The organism is Tsukamurella sp. TY48, assembly GCF_019656655.1.
In the GTDB taxonomy this organism is placed as follows: Bacteria; Actinomycetota; Actinomycetes; order Mycobacteriales; family Mycobacteriaceae; genus Tsukamurella; species Tsukamurella strandjordii.
The window spans coordinates 2842031-2866325 of record NZ_BPMV01000001.1 but is presented as its reverse complement, the minus strand read 5'-3'; the positions used below and the strand labels follow the sequence as shown (position 1 = coordinate 2866325).

Here is a 24295-nt window from a genome sequence, read left to right as displayed (position 1 = left end):
AGGTTCGGGGTTTTCCACAGGCCGGGCATCGCAGCGTGGTTTCGCCCCGAGCCCGACGGTGCGCCGTCGTAGCGTCCGGTCATGGACTCGTTGCAACCGACCGGCGCCGAGCGACTGCGCGCGGCACTGCGCCCGGGATGGGCCCGCACCCTCGCGGCGCGGAGGGCGGCCGCCGCGCTGCTGGCGGTGCTCGCCCTGGTCCTCGCCGTCACCACCGAGCCGCGCGGACCGCGGGCCGAGGTGCTCACGGCCGCACGCGAACTGGGGCCCGGCGGCAAGCTCACCGCCGACGACGTGCGGCTCACGACGGTTCCCGCCGAGCTCGCCCCGCAGGATGCGCTGTCGGCGGCCGACGAGGCCGTCGGCCGGTCGGTGACGGGGCCGGTCGGCGTCGGCGAGATCCTCACCGACCGGCGCGTGCTCACCGATCGCACGGCGGGACAGATCCGGCCGGGAGCGCGACTCGTGCCCGTGGCACTGCAGGATTCGGCCACGATGGACCTGCTGCGGCCCGGCGACGTGGTCGACGTGGTGGCCCAGCGCAAACCACGGGCCGGCGACCAGGACGACGGTGCGCCGCTGGTCCTGGCCAGGTCTGCCACGGTGGCGGTGGCCGCGGCGGCACAGGGTCCGCGGCAGCAGGCCCGCACGGCGATGCTGGCGATGTCCGAGAGCGAGGCGCATGCGGTGGCCGCCGCGGCGCTCAGTTCGCCGCTGTCGGTGGTCTTCCGGTGATCGTCAGCCGACCCGGTAGGTGAGCTCGCGCAGCAGCCAGTTCTGCCGCTGCCGGGTGACATCGGCGACCGCCGGACCGTAGTAGAAGCGCATGTACTGCTGCGCATTGCGCCGCTGCGCGCGGGTGGGCAGTGCCGCCAGTTCCTGCGGCGGTGCCAATTGCGCGGCCTCGGGCGTGCGGATCGCGCCGGCCAGCCACCGTCGTTGCTCGAAGAGCATCCACACCCACGCACCGGCCAGCACGCCCACGGTAACGGCGCACTTGAGCACCAGCAGGAGCAGCACGATGGCCGGATTCTCCCCGCTCGGCGCGTTCCACCAGAAGTGCAGCAGGTAGGCGAGCGCGATGCCCAGCAGTCCGAGCGCCGCACGCGAGCGCAGCAGGATCAGGCCCACCGCGAACAGCCCGGTGTACACCCAGTGCGATTGGAATCCGAAGACGGCCCGCAGGATCGAGACGGTCAGCGCTCCGGCCACGTCGGACTGCGCGTCCCGCAGCGCGAAGGTCACCGCGTACGAGACGTTCTCGACCACCTGGAATCCGAGCCCGGCGAAGGCACCGACGGCGAAGACCTGCATCGGCCGGCGCACCCGGTCGCGGTACATCACCAGCAGCAGGGCGACGCCGGCGCCCTTGATGGTCTCCTCGTCGAGAGGGCCGATGAGGGCGGCGCTCCAGGTGGTGGCACCCGGATCGTCGAGCACGTCGAGCACCGCGTCGGACGCGAACCCGTTGATCTGCAGCGCCAGCCCGCAGGCGCCGATCGCGCCCCAGGCGAAGGCCAGGCCCCACGCGGATCGGACCTGCGCGTGCGAGCGGTCGAGCAGCACGATGGTCCCCGCCACGAGCACGGCGGCGATCAGGATCACCGGCAGCGCCGCGGCCACGCCCTTCCACGACGCGGCGAGACGCTCCGGCATATCGCGCAGCAGCACCACCGCGCCGAGGACCAGCCCGAGCGCGAACACCCAGGCGCTGATCAGCCTGGCCCAGTCGCGCATCACGAGGTCCGCATCGTCTGAACGAGAGCGGGCAGGTCGGCGAGCGGACCGTCGCCCGTGCGGAGCGTGAGCACGGTGACCAGCAGCTTTTCGCTGGCGACCACGGCGCAATCGCCGCGCCGCTCCCCCGCGGTCGCGGTGCAGGTGCGGCCGGTGAACCGGTCGCCGCGCACATCGCCGGTGAAGGAGGCGTTCACCCCACCCACCTCCAGCTCGCGCAGGCGCCGCGGAGCGGCGGTGTCGAAGTCCTTCATCCCGGTGGTGAGCCGCACGGTCAGCGTGCTGCCCTGCGGGTGCACGAAGCGCAGGACGTCGGCCCGGCCCGTGGGCACGCGTTCCCAGCCCGACGGTGCGCGGAACTCCACCTCGCCGGTGGTCCCGCTGCCGACGCGGAAAGTCTGGTCGCGCACGGGCGTCATCGGGGTGGGTACCGCGCGCTCGACGCCGAACCAGCCTGCGGCCAATCCCCCCACGGCGAGAATCACACCCGCCGAAACGCCCGCGTCGACTGCACGGGAACGGTTCATATGGTTAGCATATTCTGCAGAGTTGCCTCACGCGTAACACAGGTTACGAAATCGCAAAGGATGGACAGCAATGCTCAAGGGCTTCAAAGACTTTCTCCTCAAAGGCAACGTGCTCGACTTGGCCGTCGCCGTCGTGGTCGGTGCCGCGTTCACCGCCATCGTCACCGCGTTCACCGAACACATCGTGCAGCCGCTCATCGCCTCGATCGGTGGCGGCGACAGCGTGCAGGGCCTCGCCTGGGAGATCAAGAAGGGCGTTCCCGCCACCACGGTCGACCTCGGCGCCGTGATCACCGCGGGGATCAACTTCATCCTGGTGGCGGCGGTGGTGTACTTCGTGCTGATCCTGCCCTACGAGACGCTGAAGAACCGCGCCGGCAGCGCGGCCACCGAGGACGAGGTGGACGTGCTGGTGGAGATCCGCGACCTGCTCGCCTCGCAGGCCGGTGCGGCTCAGGGCGGCGCGCACGCGGCGCTTCCGCCCACGGGCCAGTTCCCCACGCAGCCGAAGCAGCAGTAGCCGGCACGGTCCGGAAACGACGAAGGGCGGCCCCCGCAGCGGGGCCGCCCTTCTCACGTTCAGCGGTCTGTGGCCCGCTGAACGCAGCTCAGCCGAGGGTGAACGTGTCACCCCACAGGACCAGGCGGCCCTTGGAATTGCCGACGGTGCCCTTGACGATCACGTACAGGCGGGCCTGTGCGTAGCCGGCGCAGCCGTCGACACCGATGGTCTGATCAGTGAAGGTGAAGCCGCCCGAGGCGCCGTCGAACGCGAAATCGGTGGCGGGCGCGTACCAGTCCGGGGCCACTTCGTCGCCGGGCTTCGGCCAGGTGGCGCGGTCATAGGTCAGCGACTGCGTGCCGATCGAACCGGCAGCGAGCGAAATCGAACCACCAGTAGTGCCCTTGACCGACGGAGCGCCGACGTACCCCGTGCTGTCAATGATGTTTCCGCTGTCGTTGTTGACGCCTGCCGAAGCGCCCAGATTGACGTTCGCACTACCCACATCGACCTGGCAACCCACGGCATACCCGGCCTCGATCGAGCCACCGCTCGGGTCGGCACCGTCGATCTTGGCGCTGACCACGCCGGACACCCAGGCGTTGCGCGTGGTCGGCAGGGCCACCATGCCCGGCGACAAGCGGGCCGTCTGCTGCTTGACCGTGACGGTCAGCGAGCCGCCGGAGCCGATCTTCGTGGTTGCGCTGGCGTTGCGCACGGGGATGACGGTGTCGGCGCCCGCGGTGGCGACCGGTCCGAGCAGTCCAACGGTGGCCGTGGCTGCAATAGCTCCCACGGCCGCCTTGCGAACGAGATGAGACGACATTCCGAGTTCCTTTCAGCACCGCCGGTCCGGCCCGGGTGGCAACGCAGCAGAGACGCGAGTTTCGCTTCGCGATGGCCGAAATGTCGCATCTGCGCAGTTCAAGGGCTTGCCTGCACCCGGGAGCGGTAGTGACGACAAAGCTAACATGAAGATTCCGGGAAGGGGCCGTTCGGTAACGCTGATTTAACAGTTTGCCGCAGTCTTAACATTTCGTGCCATTTCCCTGAGAGAACCGACACATCCGGGGCGGCACGGAAACGCCGCGGGGCGGCATCCGGGGTGATCCGGATGCCGCCCCGTTCGGCGATCACGCAGGGTCTCAGCCCAGCGAGAAGGGCTTGCCCCAGAGGATCACGTAGCCCTCGGTGTTCCCCACCTTGGCCTTGACCTTGGCGAAGAACTTCGCCTGAGCGTAACCGGCACAGCCGTCCACACCGATGGTCTGATCCTGGAAGCTCAGCGACCCGTTCGCGCCGGTGAACTTGAACCCGGTGCTCGGCTCCGCCCAGTCGGGGGCGAACTCGTCGCCCGGGGAGGGCCAGGTAGCGCGGTCGTAGGTCAGCATCTGCGTACCGATGCTGCCGGCAGCGAGCTTCAGGCTGCCACCAGTCGAACCCGACACCGAAGGCGCACCCGTGTAGCCCGAGGGGGACAGCACATTGCCGTTCGCGTCGTTGATCCCCGCCTTGGCACCGAGGTTGACCTGAGCAGCGCCCACATCGACCTGGCAACCCACGGCGTACCCGGCTGCGATCGAGCCGCCACTCGCACCCTTGCCGTCGATCTTCGCGGACACATTGCCCGACACCCACGCGTTGCGAGTGGTGGGCAGGGCGACCATACCCGGCGACAGACGCGCCGAGTGATCCTTGACGGTCACGGTGATGTTGGCATCGCCCACCTTCTGCGTGGTGGTCGACACCCCCAGGGGAATGAAAGTATCGGCGGCGGCGGGGCTGACGGCGATCGCACCGCACAGGACGCCGGCGGCGGCAGTCGCGGCGGCACCGCGCATCGCAAGCTTCTTCATGAATTCATCCTTGTGAGAATCGGTTTCGCGCCCTCACGGACGCGAGCGGGAGTTTCGGTCAGCCCAGGGAGAAGGGGGCGCCGTACAGGAAACCCTGAATACGATTGCCACCCTTGATCTCCACCCAGGTCACCACACGCGCCTGCGCATAACCCGAGCAGAACTTGATATCGACGTTGTGATCCTTGATCGCCACGTTGTACGTACCAGCCTTGGCGAACTTGATCGAATCGATCGAACCCGGCTGATCACCACGCGCGAAACCCGTCACACTCGACGTCGCACCCGGAGTCAACGGAATACCCAGGTTGGCACCAACACCACCCAGACCGACACCCGGACCAGTCATCCCCAGCGACGCCGACGGACCCGAAACATCGATACCGCCACCGATCTGCCCCGGGAACTGACACCCCACAACCAGACCGACACCGAGCTTGCCCTCGATCTTCGCGTCCGCAGGAGCCTTCACCGTGACCGCACCATTCGTGGAAACCCACGCCGTCCGCGACTGCGGAGTAGCCATCGACGGCTGAATCGCCACCGAATTACCGGACGACTTCAACACCACCGACCAACCATCCGGCGCCGGAACAACCCGCTCACCACTCGGCAGCGGACCCGCGCTCGCCGCGGGCGCCGAGAGCACCGCGACCGCGGCCGTCGCGGCGAGTACGCCGCCTGTCTTCCATCCGGCGATTCTCAAAACCGTCTCCACCTCACCTGTTAGTACCGGATCCCTCACGTCCGGATTACCCACGGGCGGCGGTGACGAATGGATGTCGCCGAGCACGGCGACTGCGCTTCGCCGGGCGATCCACCGATGCGCGCAGGTCGTGCGGCACCGTCACCTCAACACTGTGGGTGAGGCGAAACCTAACACAAGAGAGGTGTGAGCCCGGACACTTTGCGATGTGAAACACGGACGTATCTGAACCACTTGGCGCAGCTCCGCCCGAGATTTCCCGGACGGATGTCCCACAAAGAGACGAGCAGCGCACACCCGGAGCGGGTATGCGCTGCTCGTTTGCTGATGTCGGATCAGTTCTTCGTGGACTCCGACGACGATCCACTCGCGGACGAAGACGAATCGGACGAGGAACTCGACGAGCCCGTGCTCTGCGAGCTCGACGACGAGCCGGTCGACTTCTCGGAGGCCGAACCCGCCTTCTCGGTGGCCCCCGCCGAGGCACCCGCATCGCTCGTCGCGCCGGCGGTGGAGCCGGACGTCGCAGACTCCGAGGCCTTCGTCTCCGAGGTCTTGGTCTCCGAGGTCTTGGTCTCCGGCGTCTTCGTCTCCGGCGTCTTCGTCTCCGGCGTCTTCGTCTCCGGCGTCTTCGTCTCCGGCGTCTTCGTCTCCGGCGTCTTCGTCTCCGGCGTCTTCGTCTCCGGGGTCTTGATCTCGGGGGCCTTCGTCTCCGAGGCCGTCGTCTCGGGAGCCTTGGTCGCCGGGGAGGCGGCCTTCGTGTCGACCGCGACGGCCCCGCTCTTTGCCGCGTTATCAGCGGCCGACGTGGAGACAGCCGTGACATCCGCGCTCGCCGGAGCCACCGAGCTCACGGTGTCGACCGACTTCGCCGTTGCCGCAGCCGGCTTCGGCGTGAGGTCCGCGATCAGCTTATTGATGGAGGTGGTCGCCGAGGTAGCGATACTGACCGGAAGGGCGACTACCGCGGAAATGGAGTCGCTGATCGCCTTGACGATCAGGTTGGGCACATCGCCCCACTGGCCCTTGATGATCGCGTTGGGGATGGACGACTGGAGGCCGTAGATGTTCGTGTAGACCTTGACGCCCGTCTGGAAGGTCGCCCACGCCGCTTGCACCGGGAGGCCGAGCACGTTCAGGCCGTCGGTGATGACGTCCGGCACGGTGACCTTAGGAAGTTCAGCGGTCGGTGCGGTCGGCGCCGTCGCCGTTGCGGGGGTCTCCGCCTTCTTGGGACCCGCACCCGTCGCGATCCAGGTCAGAGAGTCATTGATCGCGCCGGTGAACAGCGACGGAATCTGACCGAACTGGCCCTTGAGGAGGGCATCGGGGATCGTATTGAGAGCCTTGTACCAAACCGTGTAGATGCCGTTGGCGGTCTGCACGACCCGCCACACGAGGGCGACGGGCAAGCCTGCGATGTTGAGCGCATCGGTGACTTCCTTCGGAACATCAGGAAGCGCGATCGGAGTCGGCGCCGGCGCGTCGGCGGCAGCCTTCTGCACAGAAGGCGCCTGGCCTGCCTGATCGGTGACGACGACGAGCGGTGCCAGTCTTACGCTCTGGGCAGCTGCACCAGTAGTGGCCGCAACGTTCTTGATCACGGCGGCAGGTGTTACAGCGGCGGGTGCCGCCTGAGCGGACAGCGCGACAGCCGCAGGCGCGGCGGTCTGTGCAACGGCGCCGGAGACGGGGAGCGCGGCGACGGCGGCCGCGGCGACGATGGCGGTGATGGAGCTGGCCTTGCGATTCATTTCAGGTTCCCTCACAGGGTCGAATGCGAATGCAGCGCCGCTGAAGTCGCGCAAACAGCCGGTGGACGCCAGGCCCGGCCATCAGGAGATGGTATTGCAAATCCGTGGGTGGCGGTGCCCATTGGACACCGCCACCACGGTCAGATCAGTGAATCAGCCGAGCGTGAAGGGCTTGCCCCAGAGGATCACGTAGCCCTCGGTGTTCCCCACCTTGGCCTTGACCTTGGCGAAGAACTTCGCCTGAGCGTAACCGGCACAGCCGTCCACACCGATGGTCTGATCCTGGAAGCTCAGCGACCCGTTCGCGCCGGTGAACTTGAACCCGGTGCTCGGCTCCGCCCAGTCGGGCGAGACCTCGTCGCCCGGGGAGGGCCAGGTGGCGCGGTCGTAGGTCAGCATCTGCGTACCGATGCTGCCGGCAGCGAGCTTCAGGCTGCCACCGGTCGAACCCGACACCGAAGGCGCACCGACGTAGCCGGTGCTGTCGACGACATTGCCGTTCTTGTCGTTGATCCCCGCCTTGGCACCGAGGTTGACCTGAGCAGCGCCCACGTCGACCTGGCAACCCACGGCGTACCCGGCTGCGATCGAGCCGCCACTCGCACCCTTGCCGTCGATCTTCGCGGACACATTGCCCGACACCCACGCGTTGCGGGTGGTGGGCAGGGCGACCATGCCCGGCGACAGACGCGCCGAGTGATCCTTGACGGTCACGGTGATGTTGGCATCGCCCACCTTCTGCGTGGTGGTCGAAACGCCAAGCGGGATAAACGTATCGGCGTTGGCTGCACCCGTGGAGAGGGCACCCAGCGCCACGCCCGCGGCGGCCGCCACAGCGGCACCGCGGATCGCGATCTTCTTCATATCCATCCTTCGGAGAATGCCGCCCCACAGGGCGAGCAAGAGAGTCGATCAGGTCAGCGCGAGTGCGCGATCAGCCCAGCGAGAAGGGGGCGCCGTACAGGAAACCCTGAATACGATTGCCACCCTTGATCTCCACCCAGGTCACCACACGCGCCTGCGCATAACCCGAGCAGAACTTGATATCGACGTTGTGATCCTTGATCGCCACGTTGTACGTACCAGCCTTGGCGAACTTGATCGAATCGATCGAACCCGGCTGATCACCACGCGCGAAACCCGTCACACTCGACGTCGCACCCGGAGTCAACGGAATACCCAGGTTGGCACCAACACCACCCAGACCGACACCCGGACCAGTCATCCCCAGCGACGCCGACGGACCCGAAACATCGATACCGCCACCGATCTGCCCCGGGAACTGACACCCCACAACCAGACCGACACCGAGCTTGCCCTCGATCTTCGCGTCCGCAGGAGCCTTCACCGTGACCGCACCATTCGTGGAAACCCACGCCGTCCGCGACTGCGGAGTAGCCATCGACGGCTGAATCGCCACCGAATTACCGGACGACTTCAACACCACCGACCAACCATCCGGCGCCGGAACAACCCGCTCACCACTCGGCAGCGGACCCGCGTTGGCGGAACCGGCCGCAACCGCGCCCGCCGCAGCGACCGCGACCGCGATGGCGCCGGCGCGCCCTGCGACCTTGCTCATCTTGCTCATTCGTTCCCCTCACCAGGAATCATCGCGTGCCACCCCGGGTCTGGGGCACCGGTTCGCGACTCACCCTGCCGCGATCCTCGCCTAGGGTTGCGGTTAAACACACCTAGGGCACTTGCTCTCCCCGAGGCCCGATAGAGGTCCTCGGTTCGCGCCGCAGCATATCCACAGGATTCGACCACCCGCAATAGATGAAACCGCCACGAATTCGACTTCGTGACGAGAAATGTAACAATGTTGAATCTTGCAGCGAGTCATGTACCAGGACTTCTTAGGGCAAGCTTGCACAATTTGCGCGCCTGACCTGCGCCTGAGTAAGGCGAGCCTTCCCCTTAGAGTTCACTCAGGCAACCCGAACTTGTAACCTGGCGGTAAAAATACGGGACAGTGGCCTTCCTCACACCCGTTCTGACGTGCGACGAAAGCGATGTCACCGGTGGAATCGCAACGTCGATCAAACGCGTACGGAAAGGGCCGGGGTCAGCCGCCGTGATGCGGCGGCCGGTTCTCGCGGTACCACCGATCCGCGGGGTCACCGTCGGCCCCGGAAACGGGCGATGCCGCACCCGAGCCGGGTGCGGCACCGTCCGGCCGATCGTCCTTGGTCTGCGCCGGCAGGACATCGCCGAAGATGCGCGCGATATCGCGCGCGGAGTACTTCTTGCCCTCGCCGGGCCTACCGGGCTTGGTCATCCCCGCCCGCGATGTGCCGGATCACATGGGTCGCCAGGGGGCTCAGGGTGGCCATGCCGTCCCGGATCGCCGCCCGCGAACTCGCGAGGTTCACCACCACGGTGCTGCCGGAGACACCCGCCAGACCGCGGGACAGGCCCGCGTCCGAGGCACCCGCGGCCAGCCCCGAGGCGCGCAGCGCCTCGCAGATACCGGGCAGCTTCTTGTCGAGGATCTCCTCGGTGGCCTCGGGCGTCACATCGCGGGCACCCACACCGACGCCGCCGATGGTGACCGCCAGATCGACGCCACCGATCACGGCCGTGTTCAGCGCATTGCGCACCGCGACCTCCTCGGCCGGCACCACGACCACCGCGTCGACCTCGAAGTCGGCCTCCTCCAGCAGCTCCGTGACGAGCGTGCCCACCGTCTTCCCGGCCCCGGCGAGCACCCCGCCCGGCTGCACGTGATCGTCGACCACGACGACCAGGGCGCGACCGACCACGTCGGTCACGGCACCGTCGAGCGTGGGCTCGTCGATGGCCGGAGCATCGAGCACGTCGTCCGTCAGCCACTCGGGCGCGGCGGCGCCCCTACCCTGCGTCATCTCCACTGCCTCCGTCATCGAACTCATCGATCCAACTTGTCGAGCGTCACCTGTGTGGTGACCGGGGAGGCGCTCCCCTGCGTCACGTACGTGATGGTCACAGTAGCCCCGGGCGGGTACGACCGCACCGCCCCGATCAGACCGATCCCGTCGGCGATCTGGAGCGAGTCGATCTTGGTGACCCGCGCGCCCTGCGGGATGCCCGCACGGCCGAAGGCCCCCGTCGGCGAGACATCGGAGACCACCGCACCCGGCTCCGCGGCCGAAGTCTGCTGCTGCTGCACCCGCACACCGACCGCCGCGTGCGTGGCCCTGCCCGTCGAGATCAGCTCCTGCGTGATCCGCTTGACCAGCTCGGACGGGATCGCGAAGCCGAGGCCGATGCTGCCGGACTGCTGCCCGCCGGACCGCGACGCGCCGAGCGAGGCGATGGCCGAGTTCACGCCCACCAGCTGCCCCTGCATGTCCACGAGCGCGCCACCGGAGTTGCCGGGGTTGATCGCGGCATCGGTCTGCACGGAGTTGACCACAGTGGCCTCGTCGGAATCGCGGCCGCTAGTGGCCACCGGGCGGTTGAGCGCGGAGACGATGCCGTTGGTCACGGTGCCCGCCAGACCCAACGGCGCGCCCACGGCCACCACGTCCTGACCGACCGCCAACTTGCCGCTGTCACCGAAGACGATGGGCTTGAGATCGCGCTTGCTGGTCTGGATCACGGCGAGGTCGGTCACGGGGTCGGCACCGACCACCGTGGCGCTGCTCGTGGAGCCGTCGGAGAAGGTCACCGTGAGGGCGGCGCCGGTCCCGGCGATCACATGGTTGTTGGTCACGATCTTGCCGTCGGCACTGATCACCACACCCGAACCGGACGATTCGGTGGTGGCCGCCTTGTTGTCGATCGACACCACGGTGGGGATCACCGTCTGCGCGACCTCCTGGACCGAGCCCTTCGGCGCCGGCGCGGAATTCGACACCGACGAACCGGGTTTCGCCGCATCGCCGCCGCCCCACACCAGGTACGCGCCCGTCACCGACAGCAACGAGGCCACCAGCGCGATGGCCACGCCGATCGCGGTCAGAGCCCCCACACTGGGACGCGAGGACGCCGGACGCGGCGCCACCGCCACCGGGCCGACACCGGGCTGGCCCGGGCCGTACGGGTACTGCTGCGTCGGCGCGTAGCCGGGCTGCTGCCCCGGCACGGCCGGCTGCCCCGGCTGCTGCCCGGGATACCCGGGCTGCCCGCCGGGAGTGTTCCCCGGCTGGTAGGGATTCTGCGGACCCTCGGTCATGGCGGGAGCCTCCTTTTCGACTGGGACCCACGATGCCGGGGCAGGCTGTGAAGTCGCTGTGAGCCAGGTGACGGTTCGGCTCGGATCACCGACCGCGCCAGAGCGGCAACCGCGATTCCCGCGGCACCACCTGCGGGGCACGGCCGCCCGCCACCGGACTGCCCGGCAGTTCGAGCCGGATCTCCGCGCCCCCGGACTCCGACGCCCCCACGGTCACGCTGCCACCGTGCCGCTCGACGACCTGCTTGACGATCGCCAGACCGAGCCCGGACCCGGGCATCGACCGGCTCGCCATCGACCGGTAGAACCGCTCGAAGACCAGCTCGCGATCCTCCTCGGGGATGCCGGGTCCACTGTCGGAGACGGTGAGCGCCGCGCGATCGACACCGGTGTCGGCGAGCCGCACCCGCACCGTGGAACCGTCCGGCGAGAACTTCGCGGCGTTGTCGAGCACGTTGATCACCGCGCGGCTGAGCCCGCCGTGATCGCCGTAGACGTGCCAGGGCGCGCTGTCGACCTCGATCGTCACCTCGGGGCGGCGCCGCTCGACGCGCTCGACCGCCTTCTGCAGCACCTCGTCGAGATCGACCTCCTCGTTGACCGCCTCGGGCGCGTCCTCCCGGGCGAGGTCCACGAGATCGCCGACCAGCGTGGTCAACTCCTCGACCTGAGCGATGACGTCGTCGGTGAGCTCCTTGACGTCCTCCTCGGGGATCGGCGGCGCGCCGGGACGGTTCGCGGCGATGAGCAGCTCGACATTGGTGCGCAGGCTGGTGAGCGGCGTGCGGAGCTCGTGCCCCGCGTCCGCCACCAGCCTCGATTGTCGGTCCCGGGAGTCGGCGAGGGCCTGCAGCATCGTATTGAAGCTGGTGGTGAGCCGCGCCAACTCGTCGCGGCCGGTCACCGGGATGGGTGTCAGATCATCGGTCTTGGCCACCCGCTCCGCGGCCTCGGTGAGCCGCTGCACGGGTCTGAGGCCGCCGCGTGCGACGGCCGTGCCCGTGACCGCGGCCAAGACCACCCCGCAGGCGCCCACCACGATGAGCACGGTGGCGAGCTCGCTGAGCAGCTTCTTCGTGGGGGTCAGGTCCTCGGCCAGCAGGATGGTGACGCCGTTGTCGAGGCGGCGCGCCATCACCCGGTCGTCGCCCACGGAGCGCAGCGATTCCGAGGCGCGTCCCTCGATCACCTTCTGCTCGGCATCGCCCACCGGCACCGCACCCGAGTGGTACGGCGTGCCGTCGGGGTAGACCACCATGGTCCGGTTCACCGACATGTCCGGGCGGAACATGAGCATCATCATCACGGTGGTGAACTGGGTGACGGGCGTACTCATCGCAGGCGCCACCGAGTCCATCTGCTGATGCAGCCGGTCGTCGACGTCGGCGTACATGGCCCGCTTCACCACGAAGAAGGCCGAGGCGGCCATGACGGCCACGGCGACGCCCACCACCGCGGCGGCCAGCAGGGTCACCCGCCAGCGGAAGCTGACATTGCGCGTGACCGGGTTGGGATCACGCATGGGCCGCCGCTCGCGCGGGTCCGTGCGTTGTTGCCGGGGCACGGTCACTCCCCCGGACGTCCCGCCGTCACGGCGGGGTCTCGCGCAGGACGTAGCCGACGCCCCGGACGGTGTGGATCAGGCGCGGCTCACCGTCGGCCTCGGTCTTGCGGCGCAGGTACCCCACGTACACCTCCAGCGCGTTGCCCGAGGTGGGGAAGTCGTAACCCCACACCTCCTCGAGGATGCGGCTGCGGGTGAGCACCCGGCGCGGGTTGCTCATGAGCATCTCGAGCAGGCTGAACTCGGTGCGGGTGAGGCTGATCGACCGGTCGCCGCGGCTCACCTCGCGGGTGGCGGGGTCCAGCGTGAGGTCCTCGAAGCGCAGCACCTCGTTGTCGGAGCCGGTATCGGGCACGGCGCGGCGGAGCAGCGCACGCATCCGGGCCAGGAGCTCCTCCAGCGCGAAGGGCTTGGGCAGGTAGTCGTCCGCTCCCGCGTCGAGGCCGCTGACCCGGTCGCTCACACCGTCGCGCGCGGTGAGCACGAGGATCGGCAGATCGTCGCCCGCGCTGCGCAGCCGCCGGCACACCTCGAGGCCGTCGAGGCGGGGCATGTTCAGGTCGAGCACCAGCGCGTCCGGCCGGTTGCTCGCGATGTGATCCAACGCGTCCTGCCCGTCGACGGCGGTGTCCACCTGGTATCCGTTGAAGGTCAGCGAGCGCCGCAGCGACTCGCGCACCGCACGGTCATCGTCGACCACCAGAATCCGCATAACCACCAGTCTTACCCAATCCGGGTGTGAATTCCCTTAGGGGGTGCTTGCGCTGAGAGCGAAACGGGCTCAGTCGTCCCGCCGGCCGAGCCGCAGACCGCGCCGGCAACTGCGCGCGAATCGTCCGGCCACGTCCTCCGGGGCGACCGGTACCCGCCAGCCCTGCCACAGCGCGAGCAGCCGGAAGCCCGAGGCCAGGACGCTGCCCACGACCAGGGAGCGGGCGTCGGTGGCGCCCCAGTGGGAGGCGAGCACGGTGGCGAAGGCACCGGCGAGGGCCGGGATGGCGTAGAGGTCGCGCTCCTGGATGAGCAGCGGCACCTCGTTGACGAGTATGTCGCGCAGCACACCGCCGCCGAGGGCCGTGGTGATGCCGATGAGGGCGGCGGCGAAGGGGCTGGCGTCGTTGTGCAGCGCGGTGAGCGCGCCGGTGGCGGCGAAGACGCCCATGCCGATCGCGTCGAGCACGAGCACGGAGTTCTTCAGCCGCCCGAACTGCGGGTGGAATACGAAGACGAAGGCCGCCGCCACCGTGGCGACCGTGAGGTTCTGCCAGCCCTGGAAGGAGGCGGGCGGGTGGATGCCGAGCAGCACGTCGCGGGCCACACCGCCGCCGACGCCGGTGAGCGCGGCCACCGTCCACACGCCGAACAGGTCCAGGCGCTTGCGCACGCCGATCAGCGCGCCGGACGCGGCGAAGACCGCGATCCCCGCGTAGTTCAACACGGCGAGCAACACGTCAGACCCCTAGGGAATGGACCCGGATAGACCTCGAGAGCGGGCCGGCCTCGAGGGCCGACCCGCTCTCGCGGTCAGTTCTGCTTAGCGGCGGTCGAGATCGACCAGGCCCAGCTTGGCGGCGCGCACGAGGCGGCGCGGCACCAGGTGGGTGCGACCGCCGACCTGCACGGCCTGCAGCTCGGGGTTGTTCGCCTTCCACTGCGAGCGACGGGCATGCGTGTTCGCCCGCGACATACGACGCTTCGGTACAGCCATGATTCTTCCTATCGGTCTTGACGTTAGAGCTTCTCCGACGCGAGCTCTCAGCGAGCTTCCAACGTCACAAGCACTGAAGTCTACCGTGCAGCGGCCCGCCCGCCAAAACGTGCGTACTTCTCCTGGAACTTCTGCACCCGGCCGGCGGTGTCGACCACCCGCTGGGTGCCGGTCCACATGGGGTGCGAATCGGCGGTCACGTCCACCACGATCAGAGGATAGGTGACCCCGTCGACCTCGACGGTGCGGTCCGAGGTCGCGGTACTGCGGGTGAGGAAGACCTTCCCGGTCGAGGCGTCGCGGAAGGCGACCGGGCGGTATTCGGGGTGGATTCCCTGCTTCATTTCATCTCCTCCTGATCAGCCTCCGGGCGGACGCCCGGGGCGAGGTCTTCACACGGGTCCTCGTGCAGGTCGCCGAACGGATCGGGCCAGCCGGCCCAGGCCGACGGTCCGGCGGCGAGTTCGCGTTCGGTGAGCTCCGCCCAGCGCAGCATCTCCAGGACGCGGTCGGGTTCGGCGCCGGCGAGCAGGGCGACGAGGTTGGTCGCGCGGTCGCCGAACTCCGGGTCCCAGGCGGCGGAGGCCATCGCCCAGCGCTCGGGGGATCCCGCTCCCCCGGCGGCGAGCCACCGTCCGGCGGGGCCCACGCGCAGTCCGGAGCCCGCGGACTCCAGCCACAGCGCGTCGTGATCCCGGGTGGCGAGCCAGATCCGGCCGCGGGCCTGGACCACCCCGTCGAGCAGCGCGTCGATGGCCTCGTGGAACCGGCCCGGGTGCATCGGCCGGCGCGCGACGAATTCGACGATGCGCACGTCCCCGTCGGGTTCGAGCGGCGGGCAGCCGAGCAGCAGCGGGTCGAACGGTCCGGGGACGGGGCGCCGCGCGGGCAGGCGGTCCACGAGGCGGTCCAGCGGGACCCGCTCGCGGGCGATCGGCGCGCCCGGCGCGAGCCGCCGGAGCACCGCGCGCAGGCGGGCCGGGTCGGGGCTGTCGCCGGTCACCACCAGCAGGTCGGCGTGGGCGGCGTGCCCGACGGCGAGCTGCGCGACGGTGCGCTCGTCACCGTCGACCACGGCGAAGCGCTCCTCCAGATCCTCCTCGCCGAGGGCGTCGTCGAGCCAGGTGGCGCCGTCGACGAAGCCGATCACGCCGGTCACCTCGACATCGCGGGCGGCGGGTCCGGGGATCTCGCCCACCATGTCGACGATCACGTGCTCGATCGCGTCGATCAGCGCCTCGGCCTCGAGCGTGGGGTCGAGGCGGATCACGATGCGGCGCACGCCGGATCGACGGTGCAGCGCCCGCAGCAGCGGCAGCAGGTCTTCGCGGAGCGTGCAGGAGACGCAGCCGTGCGCGAGTTCCAGGAGCGCGACCCGCTCCTCGGCGACCCCGTCGGGCCGGACGGTGCTCTCGGTGCGCACGACCATCCCCTGGCGCAGGCCGGACAGGTCGTGGTGCACCACGACGGTGCCGGGTTCGGCGAGTTCGAGCGCGCGCTCCTGTCCGCCGAAGCCGGTCAGGAGCAGGACCGGAGTTCTATTGGAAATGATTCCCATTTCTAGTACGTTACCTTATCGACAACCATTCGCAAGAAGGAGAATCATGTCCGCACACTGCCAGGTCACGGGTCGCGCACCCGGCTTCGGCAAGCGGGTCTCGCACAGTCACGTGCGCACGAACCGCCGCTGGGACCCGAACATCCAGCGCCGCCGCTACTACGTGCCGTCGCTCGGGCGCACGGTCACGCTCCGGGTGTCCGCGAAGGGCATCAAGACCATCGACCGCCGCGGCATCGACGCCGTGGTCGCCGACATCCAACGCCGAGGGGAGAAGCTGTAATGGCCCGCAACGAGATCCGACCGATCATCAAACTCAAGTCCACCGCCGGCACCGGGTACACCTACGTGACCCGCAAGAACCGCCGCAACGATCCCGACCGGATGGTGCTGCGCAAGTACGACCCGATCGCCCGTACCCACGTCGACTTCCGCGAGGAGCGCTGATGGCCACCACGGCGAAGATCGCGAAGAACGAACGGCGCAAGGAGCTCGTCGCGCGGTACGCGCAGCGGCGGGCCGAGCTCAAGCGCGTGATCGCGCATCCGTCCACCGATCCCGACGCCCGGGCCGCGGCGGTCTCCGCGCTGGCCAAGCTCCCGCGCGACAGTTCGGCCACGCGCGTGCGCAACCGCGATGCCGCCGACGGCCGCCCGCGCGGGCATCTGCGCAAGTTCGGCCTGTCCCGGGTGCGGGTGCGGCAGATGGCGCACGACGGTCAGCTGCCCGGCGTCCGCAAGTCGAGCTGGTGAGCCGATGAAGCGCACCACGACCCGCGTCACCGCCGGCCGGAAGGGGCTGGTCAAGGTCCCCGAGGGAGCACTGGACTACAAGAACGTGCAGTACCTGCGCACCTTCCTCAACGAGAAGGGCAAGCTGCGCAGCCGTGGCGTCACCCGGCTCTCCCCGCAGGACCAGCGCCGGCTGGCGCTGGCGGTGAAGAACGCCCGGGAGATGGCCCTGCTCCCCTACGCCACGCGCCGCTGACCGTCGCGAAACTGCTCTCCACAGACCACTCGTGGACATAGTGGCCGCATCGGCCCGCAGGAGAGCGGTTTCGCGAGGCGCTAGCCTTGATCGTCGTGACCTCCGTGCTGGCCGGCTTCGCCGTGATCGCGATCATCATCGCGGCGGGTTGGATCGTCGGCCGGCTCGGAGTGCTCGGCGAACAACCCGAGCGGCAGCTCTCGCTGCTGGTGTTCTACCTGCTCACTCCGGCCCTGCTGCTGCACGCGCTGGCCACCACTGATGTCTCGGTGCTGTTCAGCTCGCGGCTCGCGGTGAGCGCGGCATCGGCCCTGGCCATCGCGACGGTCTACTACGTGATCGTGCGCGTCTTCTGGCGCCGGACCATGGGCGATGCCACCATCGGCGCACTCGCGTCGAGCTACGTGAACTCCTCGAACCTGGGCATCCCGATCGCGGTCTTCGTCCTCAAGGACACCTCCTACGTGGCGCCGCTGCTGCTGTTCCAGATCCTCATCTTCTCGACGATCGCGCTCACCATGCTCGACCTGTCGGAGCGCCGCGGGACGCGGCAGCCGCTGTGGCGGACGGTGGCCACTCCCCTCCTGAACCCGATCGTCGCGGGCGCCCTGATCGGCCTGGTCATCTCGCTCACCCGGTGGCATCCGCCGGAGTGGTTGATGAGCCCGGTGAAGCTGCTCGGCGACGCCTCGGTTCCGATGGCGCTGATCGTCTTCGGGCTCTCCCTGGGCGGGGTCACGGTGATGCAGAAGGGGCAGGCTCCACGCCGCGACATCGCGCTGGCGTCCGCGCTCAAGATGATCGCAATGCCGGTGCTGGCGTGGGCGATGGCGCGGTACGCCTTCGGCCAGAGCGGTCATGCCCTGTTCGCGCAGACCGTGACCGCCGCGCTCCCGACCGCGCAGAACGTGCTGGTCTACGGGCTGCGGTACAACCGCGGCGTGATCCTCGCCCGCGATACCGGACTTATCACGACGGCCCTCTCGATACCGGCGATCATGCTGATCGCGGTTCTTCTCACCTGAGGAATGTGACGGACGACCCCGTCACATTAGGGCTGTGACGCTGGTTTCCACTTGGGTTCGCGAAGCTACTCATGGGTTAATGAGGCCACCAGCGGCGCATTCCGCTACGCCGCGTGCACATTCGCAGGAGAACTCATGGCTAAGACCGCCGCAGCGCGCGCCGTCGACGTGTTCGTCTCTGCCGTCGAGTCCCGTGGGGGCAAGGCAGAGGTCACGACGAAGGGCATCATCACGCACGTCACCGTGATCGCGGGCGACGTCGTCACCACCCTCCGGGTCAAGGGCACCGATGGCGATGCCTGGCAGGCCCGCAAGACCGAGGCCACCGTCGCGAAGGCGCCGGTCACCGCGTGGGCCCTGGTGGACCTGTCCGACGGTGCGCCGATCGCTCTCGTCTCGGCCGAGGATTACGCCGCGCACGTGCAGAAGCTGGCCACCACCTGGGAGAGCAAGAACCCGGGCAAGCCGCTGACCGCCGCCACCACGCTGGCCGTGACCGCCGATGCGGTCGCCGGCTGGGAGGACGACTGGGCCCTGATCGGCCTCGGCGGCCTGGGTGCGAAGGTCACCAAGGCCACCAAGGGCGCCGAGCAGGCCGTCATCGACACCACGGCCAAGGCCGCGAGCAAGGTGGCCGGCAAGGTCGCGGAGAAGACGGTCGAGAAGGCCGGCGAGAAGGTCACCGAGCGGACCGCCGCCAAGCGGACCGCCGCGAAGAAGGCCGTGAAGGCGCCGGCCAAGAAGGTCGCCGCGAAGAAGACCGCGGTGAAGTCCGCCGCCGCCTCCAAGGCCGCCGCCGCGAAGAAGGCCCCGGCCAAGAAGGCTGCCGCCGCGAAGTCGGCCGTCGCGTCCAAGGCTGCCGCTTCCAAGGCCGCCGCGTCCAACGCCGCCAAGAAGGCTCCGGCGAAGGCGCCCGCGAAGAAGGCCGCCGCGAAGACGCCGGTGAAGGCCTCGGAGGCGAAGATCACCCCGATCGCCGCGCAGAAGGAGGCCGCCGCGCAGGGCAAGGCGCCCGCCTCGGTGACCCCGAAGAAGGACACCAAGCCGGCTGCGAAGCCCGCCGCCACGAGCGGGAAGTCCACCGCGAAGGAGTCGGCGAAGCCGGCCGCGAAGGCCGAGGGCAAGGCCAAGGATTCGAAGGACAAGGGCAAGCAGAAGAGCCTCCTGCAGCGCATCCCGGTGGTCGGCCGCCTCCTGTGAACCGGTCCGGCTGAGCGCCGGTTCTCCCCTACAGTTGGGGCATGTCCGACGAACTCGAGCCGAGGCGCGACGCCCTTCGGGCGTCCGATCAGGATCGCAACCGTGTGGTCAGCATGCTGTCCGACGCACTGGGGCAGGGGCAGATCACCTTTCCCGAGTACGAGGAACGATCCCAGCAGGCGGTCGAGGCCCGCACCTTCGCGGACCTCGACCGCCTCGTTCTCGATCTGCCCGCGGTCTCGGTGAATCCGGCCGCGCCCGCCGTTGCTGCCTATCAGGGCCCGGCGATCCCGCCCGAGGGGTTGCCCCGGTTGGGCGATCACAAGCTGGCGGTGATGTCGGGCACGAACGTGCGCGGGCCGATCGCCGTGGGCGCCGAGCACTCCGCGTCGGCGTTCTGGGGCGGCGTGCGGCTGGACCTGCGCGAGGCCACGTTCCTGGTGCGGGATGTGACGATCAACGCCTACGCCCTGATGGGCGGTGTGGAGATCATCGTGCCGCGGGGTGCGATGGTGGACGTGGACGGGCTCGCGATCATGGGCTCGTTCGAGAACAAGGTGCACTACGTGGGCGACGGGTCCGGTCCCCGGATCCGGGTGACCGGCTTCGCCTTCTGGGGCGGCGTCGAGGTGAAGACGAAGTAGTCAGCCGCGCCGGCGGCGGCTGCCCAGGTAGTCGCTGACCACGGCGGCACCGAGGCCTTCCAGATCGGGCGAGATGAGGCGTCCGCCCACGCGCCGGACGACGGCGTCGAGGAATCGTGTCAGGCCCGGATCGTCGCCGAGTTGGAAGACGGTGATCTGCGCCCCGGCCGCCGCGGCGGCGTCGAGTCCGCGCACCGTCATCGCGAGCGTCCGCGGGTGCGGCGGGTAGTCGAAGAAGGCCTCGCCGTCGCGTTCCAGATGCGCGGTGGGTTCTCCGTCGGTGACCACCAGCAGCACGGGCTGGGCGTTCGGATTGGCGCGGAAGTGCTGCTGCGCCAACATCAGCGCGTGGTGCAGGTTGGTGCCCTGCTCGTACACCCCGTCGAGCCCGGTGAGCTCGTCGACGGTGAGCGTGCGGGCGTGCCGGCCGAAGCTGATCAGCGCCAGCTTATCGCCGCGGAACCGGGTGGAGATCAGTTGGTGCAGGGCCAGCGCGGTGCGTTTCATCGGCAGCCAGCGGCCCTCCATCACCATGGAGAAGCTGGTGTCCACCAGCAGCGCGACGGCGGCTTGGCTGCGGGCCTCGGTCTCGGTGACCTCGATGTCTCGGGCATCGAGCGCGATCGGTCCCGACACCCCTTCCCCGGCCTGGCGCAGGACGCCGTTGAGCACGGTGCGGGTGGCGTCCCACGGTTCCGTATCGCCGAACCGCCACTCCCGGCTGGCGCCGGTGGCCTCGCCGGTGGCGCCGCTGCGGGCGGTGTTGCGTTCGCCGCCGCGGGAGGTCAGACGGTTGGCCACGTCCCGCAGGATCGATTGTCCGAGTTGCCGGATCGCCTTGGGCGAGAGGCGTAGTGCGCCGTCGGGGTCGCGGGAGAAGTAGCCCTGGTCCTTGAGGGCCTTCTCCAGTTCCGCGAGGGTGCGGGCGTCGGCCACGGCCTCGTCGCCGAGCTGGCGTTGCAGGGCGTCGAGATCGATGTCGTCGAGGGCGGCGCCGTTGTGCTGCTGACTGAGTTGTTCGGCAAGGGATTCCAGGTCGGCGATGTCCTGCATGGCCTGGGTGGCGTCGCCGAGCCCCATGCCCTGATCGCCCTCGAACTCCTGGCTGCCGTTCCAGTCCTCGCCGAGGCGGGCCTGCTGCAGTTTGCCGGTGAGATCGCTGAGGGCCTGGGACAGCTGCGGAGATCCGAAGGCCGCCTGCGAGAGTTCCTCGAGTTCGGCGCGCTGCTCCGGCGTGAGGCTGTTGTAGAGCCGCTGCGCGGCGGCGCTGCGCCGGGCGAGGGCATCGATGAGCTCGTCGATGTTCCGCGGGTTCTCCGGGAAGTACTGGCCGTGTTCGGCCATGAAGTCGTCGAAGTCGTCCTGTGTGGCCTGGCCGGCGTTGTGCTTGTCCAGCAGCGTGTTCAGGTCGTCGAGCATCTTCTGGATCTGCGCGCGGTCCTCCTCGGTGGCGTTCTCGAGGGCCTGCTTGATCCCGGAGAACTGCTGGTCGAGGAGCTCGCGGCCGAGCAGATCGCGGATCTGTTCGTACTTCTGCGCGGCCTCGGGCGAGCGCCACGGGTAGTCGGCGAGCTCGCGGACGGCCTGCGCGGCCGAGGGCGGCAGACCGTCGATCTGCATCTCCTGGAAGCGGGCGTCGTCGTCGAGCGCGCGGGCGAGTTCCTTGCGTTCGGCGAGTACGGCCTCGTCGAGCAGCTGGCGGATGTCCTCGAAGGTCTGACCGAGGTTGTTGCGCTGCAACAACTCCTGGCGGCGCCGGTTCGCGAGCTCCGCGAGTTTGTCGAGGCCGCGGCGGTTCTGGCCGCCGCGCCGCAGGTACTCCTGCAGGGCGCGTCGCGGCGAGACGCCGTTCATCACGTCGCGGCCGATCTCGTCGAGGGCGTCGCGTACGTCCACGGGCGGCGCCAGCGGGTCGGGTCCGCCCGTGTACCGCCGGTACTGCGCCAGATGGCGCCTGCGCGAGCCTCTAGCCATAGACGGTCTGCCCGTCGTCGTCGGACTCCTTGCCGATGCGGCGGGCGAGGTAGAGCCCCTCGAGCGCGAACTCGGCGGCGGCGGCCCGCTCACCCGGCGTTTCGGCTTCGAGGCGGCGGTAGACCTCGGCGAGTACGGGCACCTCGGGCAGGTTCTCCAGGAGCTCGGCGGCGGTCACATCGTCGCCGGTCACGATGGGTCCTCCGGCGTCGATGGCCTCCACCAGCGGCGTGAGGTCGACGCCCAGCAGGTACTCGTTGATGGTCTCCGCCACCGCGCGGCGCAGCAGGTGCACCAGCACCGACAGCTCGCGGCCCTCTTCGCCGGCCTCGAACTCGACCTTGCCGCGCAGCACATCGGGCACCGTCTGCAGGTCGATCACGCGGGCCACGGGCAGTTCCTCGCCGCCCACGGCGGCGCGGTGCAGGGCGCCGGCGGCCACGGTCTCCTGGGCGGCGATGGCGAACCGGGCGGAGACGCCGGAGCGCTGGTCGACGGCCGGGGATTCGCGCAGCGCCCGGGTGAACCGGGCGAGCACCTCGGTGAGGTACTGCGGCACGGAGGCCACCACGTCGGCCTCCTGCTCGATCACGGCCACCTCGTCCTCGAGATCGAGCGGGTAGTGCGTGCGGATCTCGGCGCCGAAGCGGTCCTTGAGCGGGGTGATGATGCGTCCGCGGTTGGTGTAGTCCTCGGGGTTCGCCGAGGCCAGGAGCAGCACGTCGAGCGGCAGGCGCAGCGTGTAGCCGCGCACCTGGATGTCGCGCTCCTCCATCACGTTGAGCATCGCCACCTGGATGCGTTCGGCGAGGTCGGGCAGCTCGTTGACGGCGACGATGCCGCGGTGCGCCCGCGGGATGAGGCCGAAGTGGATGGTCTCGGGATCGCCGAGGCTGCGGCCCTGCGCCACCTTCACCGGGTCCACATCGCCCACCAGATCGCCGACGGAGGTGTCGGGGGTGGCCAGCTTCTCCGAGTACCGCTCGTCGCGGTGCTTCCAGGCGACGGGCAGATCGTCGCCCAGTTCCTGCGCGCGACGGATCGAGGCGGGGGTGATCGGGTGGTACGGGTGCTCGCCGAGCTCGGCACCGTCGATCACCGGGGTCCACTCGTCGAGCAGGCCGACGATGGTGCGGATCAGGCGGGTCTTGCCCTGGCCGCGCTCGCCGAGCAGGACCACGTCGTGGCCGGCCAGGAGGGCGCGTTCGAGCTGCGGGATGACGGTGTCGTCGAAGCCCTGGATGCCGTCCCAGGGGTCGGTGTCGGCGCGCAACGCGGTGAGCAGGTTGTGCCGGAGTTCGTCCTTGATCCCGCGGTAGACGTGGCCGGAGGCCTTCAGTTCGCCGAGCGTAGCGGGGAACTCAGTGGGAAACCCAGCGGGGCGATCAGCGGGGCGATCAGAACGTGATTCGGTGCGTGCGGAAGTCACGTGCTCCACGCTACGCCGATCACGGCGGCGCGCTCGACGGAGTACGCCCGCAGCGAAATCGATGATTCCGCGGGAATAATCCGGCCGCTAGGTCTTCTTGGTCCCCGGGATCACGCCGGCGTCGATCACGGCCTTGGTGATCGGGCGCACGCGGTCGATGAGGCCGGCGGCATCGGGACCGAAGGCGGTGGCGCTGATCGCGTCGGTCCCGGCCTCGATGTCGAGGTAGGTGGCCATGCCCTCGGCGGTGAGCCGGTGGTCCTCCGGGCCGCCCTCGACGAGGCCGCGCGCGGTGAGGTCCTCGACGGCGGCGGCCCACCGCTCCTCGCTCCAGCCGCGGGTGAGGCGGAAGAACCGGCGGCCCATCACGCGGCGGCGCACCGTCGGGTCGGGGAGGTCGGCCTCGTGCAGGACGCCGGCCTCGAGGCCGGTGAGGCCGTGCCGGATGAGTTCGGCGAGGTGGTTGTCGCCGCGCCACTCGCGCAGCACGCTGATGTGGCGCCACAGGGCGAGCACCGGTTCGTCGGGGATCGCGCTGGCGGCCCAGGCCGCGGCGAGGGTGCGGCCGGAGAGCGGCAGATCGGCCACGAGGGCGCCGAAGTCGGTGGCGAGCGCGGCGATCTCGGCCGGATCGATCCCGGCGAGGATCTGCCGGTACTGCTCGTCGAGCACCCGGTAGCGGCGTTCGTCGATCTCGGCGAGTCCGGCGTCGCGCGCCACGCGCCAGGACTTCTCGATCAGGGCGGGCGCGAAGTTGTAGAAGGCGGCGGTGATCACCGCCGCGTTCGCCTCGCCGATCGGTGCGGCGCGGGCGCCCACGTAGAAGGACTGCGGGTCGATGCCGAGGTCGCGCAGCGCGTCGTTGATGCCCGGGTTGAAGTAGGCGACCACGTGGAAGGGCTCCACGGTCTCGTACGCGCGGCGGGCGAGGGCGACTGCGGTGTCCGACATGCCCTTCACACTGT

The 24295-nt window shown here is 69.3% G+C and carries 29 protein-coding genes; 9 read left to right on the top strand and 20 right to left on the bottom strand.

The features are described from left to right. Positions 1–81: 81 nt before the first annotated feature. Positions 82–735, top strand: coding sequence for an RcpC/CpaB family pilus assembly protein (locus TTY48_RS14050; protein WP_220658072.1), 654 nt, complete (start codon positions 82–84; stop codon positions 733–735). A 3-nt stretch (positions 736–738) separates the two neighbouring features. Here the strand turns inward: TTY48_RS14050 and TTY48_RS14045 are convergent, their stop codons facing one another. Continuing rightward, positions 739–1737 carry a PrsW family intramembrane metalloprotease gene (locus TTY48_RS14045; RefSeq protein WP_255585765.1) on the bottom strand — a complete coding sequence of 333 codons (999 nt, stop codon included), beginning with the start codon at positions 1735–1737 and terminating at the stop codon, positions 739–741. Then, a complete protein-coding gene (locus TTY48_RS14040; protein ID WP_220658070.1) occupies positions 1737–2264 on the bottom strand; it encodes a hypothetical protein in 528 nt (175 codons plus the stop codon). Before TTY48_RS14040 ends, TTY48_RS14045 begins: the two co-directional genes overlap by 1 nt. Before the next feature lie 70 nt (positions 2265–2334). Here TTY48_RS14040 and mscL point away from each other — a divergent pair, with 70 nt between their 5' ends. Next, positions 2335–2784 (top strand): large conductance mechanosensitive channel protein MscL, encoded by a 450-nt coding sequence (gene mscL, locus TTY48_RS14035; protein ID WP_220658069.1) that lies wholly within the window; start codon positions 2335–2337, stop codon positions 2782–2784. A gap of 88 nt (positions 2785–2872) precedes the next feature. Here the strand turns inward: mscL and TTY48_RS14030 are convergent, their stop codons facing one another. From TTY48_RS14030 to mrf, 15 genes are all read right to left on the bottom strand, one after another. After that, positions 2873–3484, bottom strand: coding sequence for an MspA family porin (locus tag TTY48_RS14030; protein ID WP_255585676.1), 612 nt, complete (start codon positions 3482–3484; stop codon positions 2873–2875). A gap of 427 nt (positions 3485–3911) precedes the next feature. Continuing rightward, complete coding sequence (locus tag TTY48_RS14025; RefSeq protein ID WP_220658067.1) at positions 3912–4622, bottom strand: MspA family porin; 711 nt, start codon at positions 4620–4622, stop codon at positions 3912–3914. A 58-nt stretch (positions 4623–4680) separates the two neighbouring features. Further along, positions 4681–5415, bottom strand: a complete 735-nt coding sequence (locus TTY48_RS14020) for an MspA family porin (protein WP_220658066.1) — start codon at positions 5413–5415, stop codon at positions 4681–4683. A gap of 248 nt (positions 5416–5663) precedes the next feature. Continuing rightward, entirely contained in the window at positions 5664–7082 is a 1419-nt protein-coding gene (locus TTY48_RS14015; RefSeq protein ID WP_220658065.1) for a hypothetical protein, read from the bottom strand. A gap of 153 nt (positions 7083–7235) precedes the next feature. Beyond that, on the bottom strand, positions 7236–7946 hold the full coding sequence (locus TTY48_RS14010; protein ID WP_220658064.1) for an MspA family porin: 711 nt from the start codon (positions 7944–7946) through the stop codon (positions 7236–7238). Between the two features lie 70 nt (positions 7947–8016). Next, on the bottom strand, positions 8017–8673 hold the full coding sequence (locus TTY48_RS14005) for an MspA family porin (RefSeq protein ID WP_220658063.1): 657 nt from the start codon (positions 8671–8673) through the stop codon (positions 8017–8019). 477 nt (positions 8674–9150) lie between these two features. Then, the gene (locus tag TTY48_RS14000) at positions 9151–9363 is read right to left on the bottom strand and encodes a hypothetical protein (protein ID WP_220658062.1); all 213 of its coding nucleotides are present in this window, start codon (positions 9361–9363) and stop codon (positions 9151–9153) included. Continuing rightward, positions 9347–9949 carry a molybdenum cofactor biosynthesis protein B gene (locus tag TTY48_RS13995; RefSeq protein ID WP_255585675.1) on the bottom strand — a complete coding sequence of 201 codons (603 nt, stop codon included), beginning with the start codon at positions 9947–9949 and terminating at the stop codon, positions 9347–9349. The genes TTY48_RS14000 and TTY48_RS13995 overlap by 17 nt, the downstream gene beginning before the upstream one ends. 23 nt (positions 9950–9972) lie before the next feature. After that, entirely contained in the window at positions 9973–11241 is a 1269-nt protein-coding gene (locus TTY48_RS13990) for a S1C family serine protease (RefSeq protein ID WP_220658060.1), read from the bottom strand. Positions 11242–11326: 85 nt separating this feature from the next. Beyond that, entirely contained in the window at positions 11327–12763 is a 1437-nt protein-coding gene (locus tag TTY48_RS13985; protein ID WP_220658059.1) for a HAMP domain-containing sensor histidine kinase, read from the bottom strand. A gap of 67 nt (positions 12764–12830) precedes the next feature. After that, complete coding sequence (locus TTY48_RS13980; RefSeq protein WP_220658058.1) at positions 12831–13517, bottom strand: response regulator transcription factor; 687 nt, start codon at positions 13515–13517, stop codon at positions 12831–12833. Positions 13518–13586: 69 nt separating this feature from the next. Continuing rightward, positions 13587–14255 carry a trimeric intracellular cation channel family protein gene (locus TTY48_RS13975; RefSeq protein ID WP_220658057.1) on the bottom strand — a complete coding sequence of 223 codons (669 nt, stop codon included), beginning with the start codon at positions 14253–14255 and terminating at the stop codon, positions 13587–13589. Between the two features lie 84 nt (positions 14256–14339). After that, entirely contained in the window at positions 14340–14513 is a 174-nt protein-coding gene (gene rpmF / locus TTY48_RS13970; protein WP_013127873.1) for a 50S ribosomal protein L32, read from the bottom strand. 80 nt (positions 14514–14593) lie between these two features. Next, the gene (locus TTY48_RS13965; protein WP_220658056.1) at positions 14594–14857 is read right to left on the bottom strand and encodes a type B 50S ribosomal protein L31; all 264 of its coding nucleotides are present in this window, start codon (positions 14855–14857) and stop codon (positions 14594–14596) included. Continuing rightward, complete coding sequence (gene mrf / locus TTY48_RS13960) at positions 14854–16071, bottom strand: ribosome hibernation factor-recruiting GTPase MRF (protein ID WP_220658055.1); 1218 nt, start codon at positions 16069–16071, stop codon at positions 14854–14856. The genes TTY48_RS13965 and mrf overlap by 4 nt, the downstream gene beginning before the upstream one ends. A 46-nt stretch (positions 16072–16117) precedes the next feature. Between mrf and rpmB the strand changes: the two genes are divergently transcribed. The 7 genes from rpmB to TTY48_RS13925 all read left to right on the top strand — a co-directional run bounded on the left by rpmB (position 16118) and on the right by TTY48_RS13925 (position 19927). Further along, positions 16118–16354, top strand: coding sequence for a 50S ribosomal protein L28 (gene rpmB / locus TTY48_RS13955; RefSeq protein ID WP_220658054.1), 237 nt, complete (start codon positions 16118–16120; stop codon positions 16352–16354). After that, the gene (rpmG, locus tag TTY48_RS13950; protein ID WP_220658053.1) at positions 16354–16518 is read left to right on the top strand and encodes a 50S ribosomal protein L33; all 165 of its coding nucleotides are present in this window, start codon (positions 16354–16356) and stop codon (positions 16516–16518) included. The genes rpmB and rpmG overlap by 1 nt, the downstream gene beginning before the upstream one ends. Continuing rightward, positions 16518–16823 (top strand): 30S ribosomal protein S14, encoded by a 306-nt coding sequence (gene rpsN, locus TTY48_RS13945; protein WP_013127878.1) that lies wholly within the window; start codon positions 16518–16520, stop codon positions 16821–16823. The genes rpmG and rpsN overlap by 1 nt, the downstream gene beginning before the upstream one ends. A 4-nt stretch (positions 16824–16827) precedes the next feature. Next, positions 16828–17058, top strand: coding sequence for a 30S ribosomal protein S18 (gene rpsR, locus TTY48_RS13940; RefSeq protein ID WP_220658052.1), 231 nt, complete (start codon positions 16828–16830; stop codon positions 17056–17058). 95 nt (positions 17059–17153) lie between these two features. Continuing rightward, complete coding sequence (locus tag TTY48_RS13935; RefSeq protein ID WP_220658051.1) at positions 17154–18083, top strand: AEC family transporter; 930 nt, start codon at positions 17154–17156, stop codon at positions 18081–18083. Positions 18084–18218: 135 nt separating this feature from the next. Then, entirely contained in the window at positions 18219–19283 is a 1065-nt protein-coding gene (locus tag TTY48_RS13930) for a hypothetical protein (RefSeq protein WP_220658050.1), read from the top strand. A gap of 41 nt (positions 19284–19324) precedes the next feature. Further along, the gene (locus tag TTY48_RS13925; protein WP_220658049.1) at positions 19325–19927 is read left to right on the top strand and encodes a DUF1707 domain-containing protein; all 603 of its coding nucleotides are present in this window, start codon (positions 19325–19327) and stop codon (positions 19925–19927) included. Here the strand turns inward: TTY48_RS13925 and TTY48_RS13920 are convergent, their stop codons facing one another. The 3 genes from TTY48_RS13920 to TTY48_RS13910 all read right to left on the bottom strand — a co-directional run bounded on the left by TTY48_RS13920 (position 19928) and on the right by TTY48_RS13910 (position 24281). Continuing rightward, positions 19928–21901 carry a VWA domain-containing protein gene (locus TTY48_RS13920; RefSeq protein WP_220658048.1) on the bottom strand — a complete coding sequence of 658 codons (1974 nt, stop codon included), beginning with the start codon at positions 21899–21901 and terminating at the stop codon, positions 19928–19930. Beyond that, positions 21894–23330: a sigma 54-interacting transcriptional regulator gene (locus tag TTY48_RS13915; protein ID WP_220658047.1), complete on the bottom strand. Its 1437-nt coding sequence runs from the start codon at positions 23328–23330 to the stop codon at positions 21894–21896. The genes TTY48_RS13920 and TTY48_RS13915 overlap by 8 nt, the downstream gene beginning before the upstream one ends. Positions 23331–23417: 87 nt before the next feature. Continuing rightward, entirely contained in the window at positions 23418–24281 is an 864-nt protein-coding gene (locus TTY48_RS13910) for a hypothetical protein (RefSeq protein WP_220658046.1), read from the bottom strand. Between the last annotated feature and the right edge of the window lie 14 nt (positions 24282–24295).

Excerpts from the sequence above, each read along its gene's own strand:
- rpmG (WP_220658053.1), top strand. The coding sequence starts at position 16,354 with ATGGCCCGCAACGAGATCCGACCGATCATCAAACTCAAGTCCACCGCC.
- rpsN (WP_013127878.1), top strand. The coding sequence starts at position 16,518 with ATGGCCACCACGGCGAAGATCGCGAAGAACGAACGGCGCAAGGAGCTC.
- TTY48_RS13930 (WP_220658050.1), top strand. The coding sequence starts at position 18,219 with ATGGCTAAGACCGCCGCAGCGCGCGCCGTCGACGTGTTCGTCTCTGCC.
- rpmF (WP_013127873.1), bottom strand. The coding sequence starts at position 14,513 with ATGGCTGTACCGAAGCGTCGTATGTCGCGGGCGAACACGCATGCCCGT.
- TTY48_RS14010 (WP_220658064.1), bottom strand. The coding sequence starts at position 7,946 with ATGAAGAAGATCGCGATCCGCGGTGCCGCTGTGGCGGCCGCCGCGGGC.
- TTY48_RS13980 (WP_220658058.1), bottom strand. The coding sequence starts at position 13,517 with ATGCGGATTCTGGTGGTCGACGATGACCGTGCGGTGCGCGAGTCGCTG.
- rpmB (WP_220658054.1), top strand. The coding sequence starts at position 16,118 with ATGTCCGCACACTGCCAGGTCACGGGTCGCGCACCCGGCTTCGGCAAG.
- TTY48_RS13990 (WP_220658060.1), bottom strand. The coding sequence starts at position 11,241 with ATGACCGAGGGTCCGCAGAATCCCTACCAGCCGGGGAACACTCCCGGC.
- TTY48_RS14005 (WP_220658063.1), bottom strand. The coding sequence starts at position 8,673 with ATGAGCAAGATGAGCAAGGTCGCAGGGCGCGCCGGCGCCATCGCGGTC.
- TTY48_RS14050 (WP_220658072.1), top strand. The coding sequence starts at position 82 with ATGGACTCGTTGCAACCGACCGGCGCCGAGCGACTGCGCGCGGCACTG.
- TTY48_RS13920 (WP_220658048.1), bottom strand. The coding sequence starts at position 21,901 with ATGGCTAGAGGCTCGCGCAGGCGCCATCTGGCGCAGTACCGGCGGTAC.
- TTY48_RS14045 (WP_255585765.1), bottom strand. The coding sequence starts at position 1,737 with ATGCGCGACTGGGCCAGGCTGATCAGCGCCTGGGTGTTCGCGCTCGGG.
- mrf (WP_220658055.1), bottom strand. The coding sequence starts at position 16,071 with ATGGGAATCATTTCCAATAGAACTCCGGTCCTGCTCCTGACCGGCTTC.
- TTY48_RS14025 (WP_220658067.1), bottom strand. The coding sequence starts at position 4,622 with ATGAAGAAGCTTGCGATGCGCGGTGCCGCCGCGACTGCCGCCGCCGGC.
- TTY48_RS13995 (WP_255585675.1), bottom strand. The coding sequence starts at position 9,949 with ATGACGCAGGGTAGGGGCGCCGCCGCGCCCGAGTGGCTGACGGACGAC.
- TTY48_RS13985 (WP_220658059.1), bottom strand. The coding sequence starts at position 12,763 with ATGCGTGATCCCAACCCGGTCACGCGCAATGTCAGCTTCCGCTGGCGG.
- rpsR (WP_220658052.1), top strand. The coding sequence starts at position 16,828 with ATGAAGCGCACCACGACCCGCGTCACCGCCGGCCGGAAGGGGCTGGTC.
- mscL (WP_220658069.1), top strand. The coding sequence starts at position 2,335 with ATGCTCAAGGGCTTCAAAGACTTTCTCCTCAAAGGCAACGTGCTCGAC.
- TTY48_RS13965 (WP_220658056.1), bottom strand. The coding sequence starts at position 14,857 with ATGAAGCAGGGAATCCACCCCGAATACCGCCCGGTCGCCTTCCGCGAC.
- TTY48_RS14015 (WP_220658065.1), bottom strand. The coding sequence starts at position 7,082 with ATGAATCGCAAGGCCAGCTCCATCACCGCCATCGTCGCCGCGGCCGCC.
- TTY48_RS14000 (WP_220658062.1), bottom strand. The coding sequence starts at position 9,363 with ATGACCAAGCCCGGTAGGCCCGGCGAGGGCAAGAAGTACTCCGCGCGC.
- TTY48_RS13910 (WP_220658046.1), bottom strand. The coding sequence starts at position 24,281 with ATGTCGGACACCGCAGTCGCCCTCGCCCGCCGCGCGTACGAGACCGTG.
- TTY48_RS13925 (WP_220658049.1), top strand. The coding sequence starts at position 19,325 with ATGTCCGACGAACTCGAGCCGAGGCGCGACGCCCTTCGGGCGTCCGAT.
- TTY48_RS14040 (WP_220658070.1), bottom strand. The coding sequence starts at position 2,264 with ATGAACCGTTCCCGTGCAGTCGACGCGGGCGTTTCGGCGGGTGTGATT.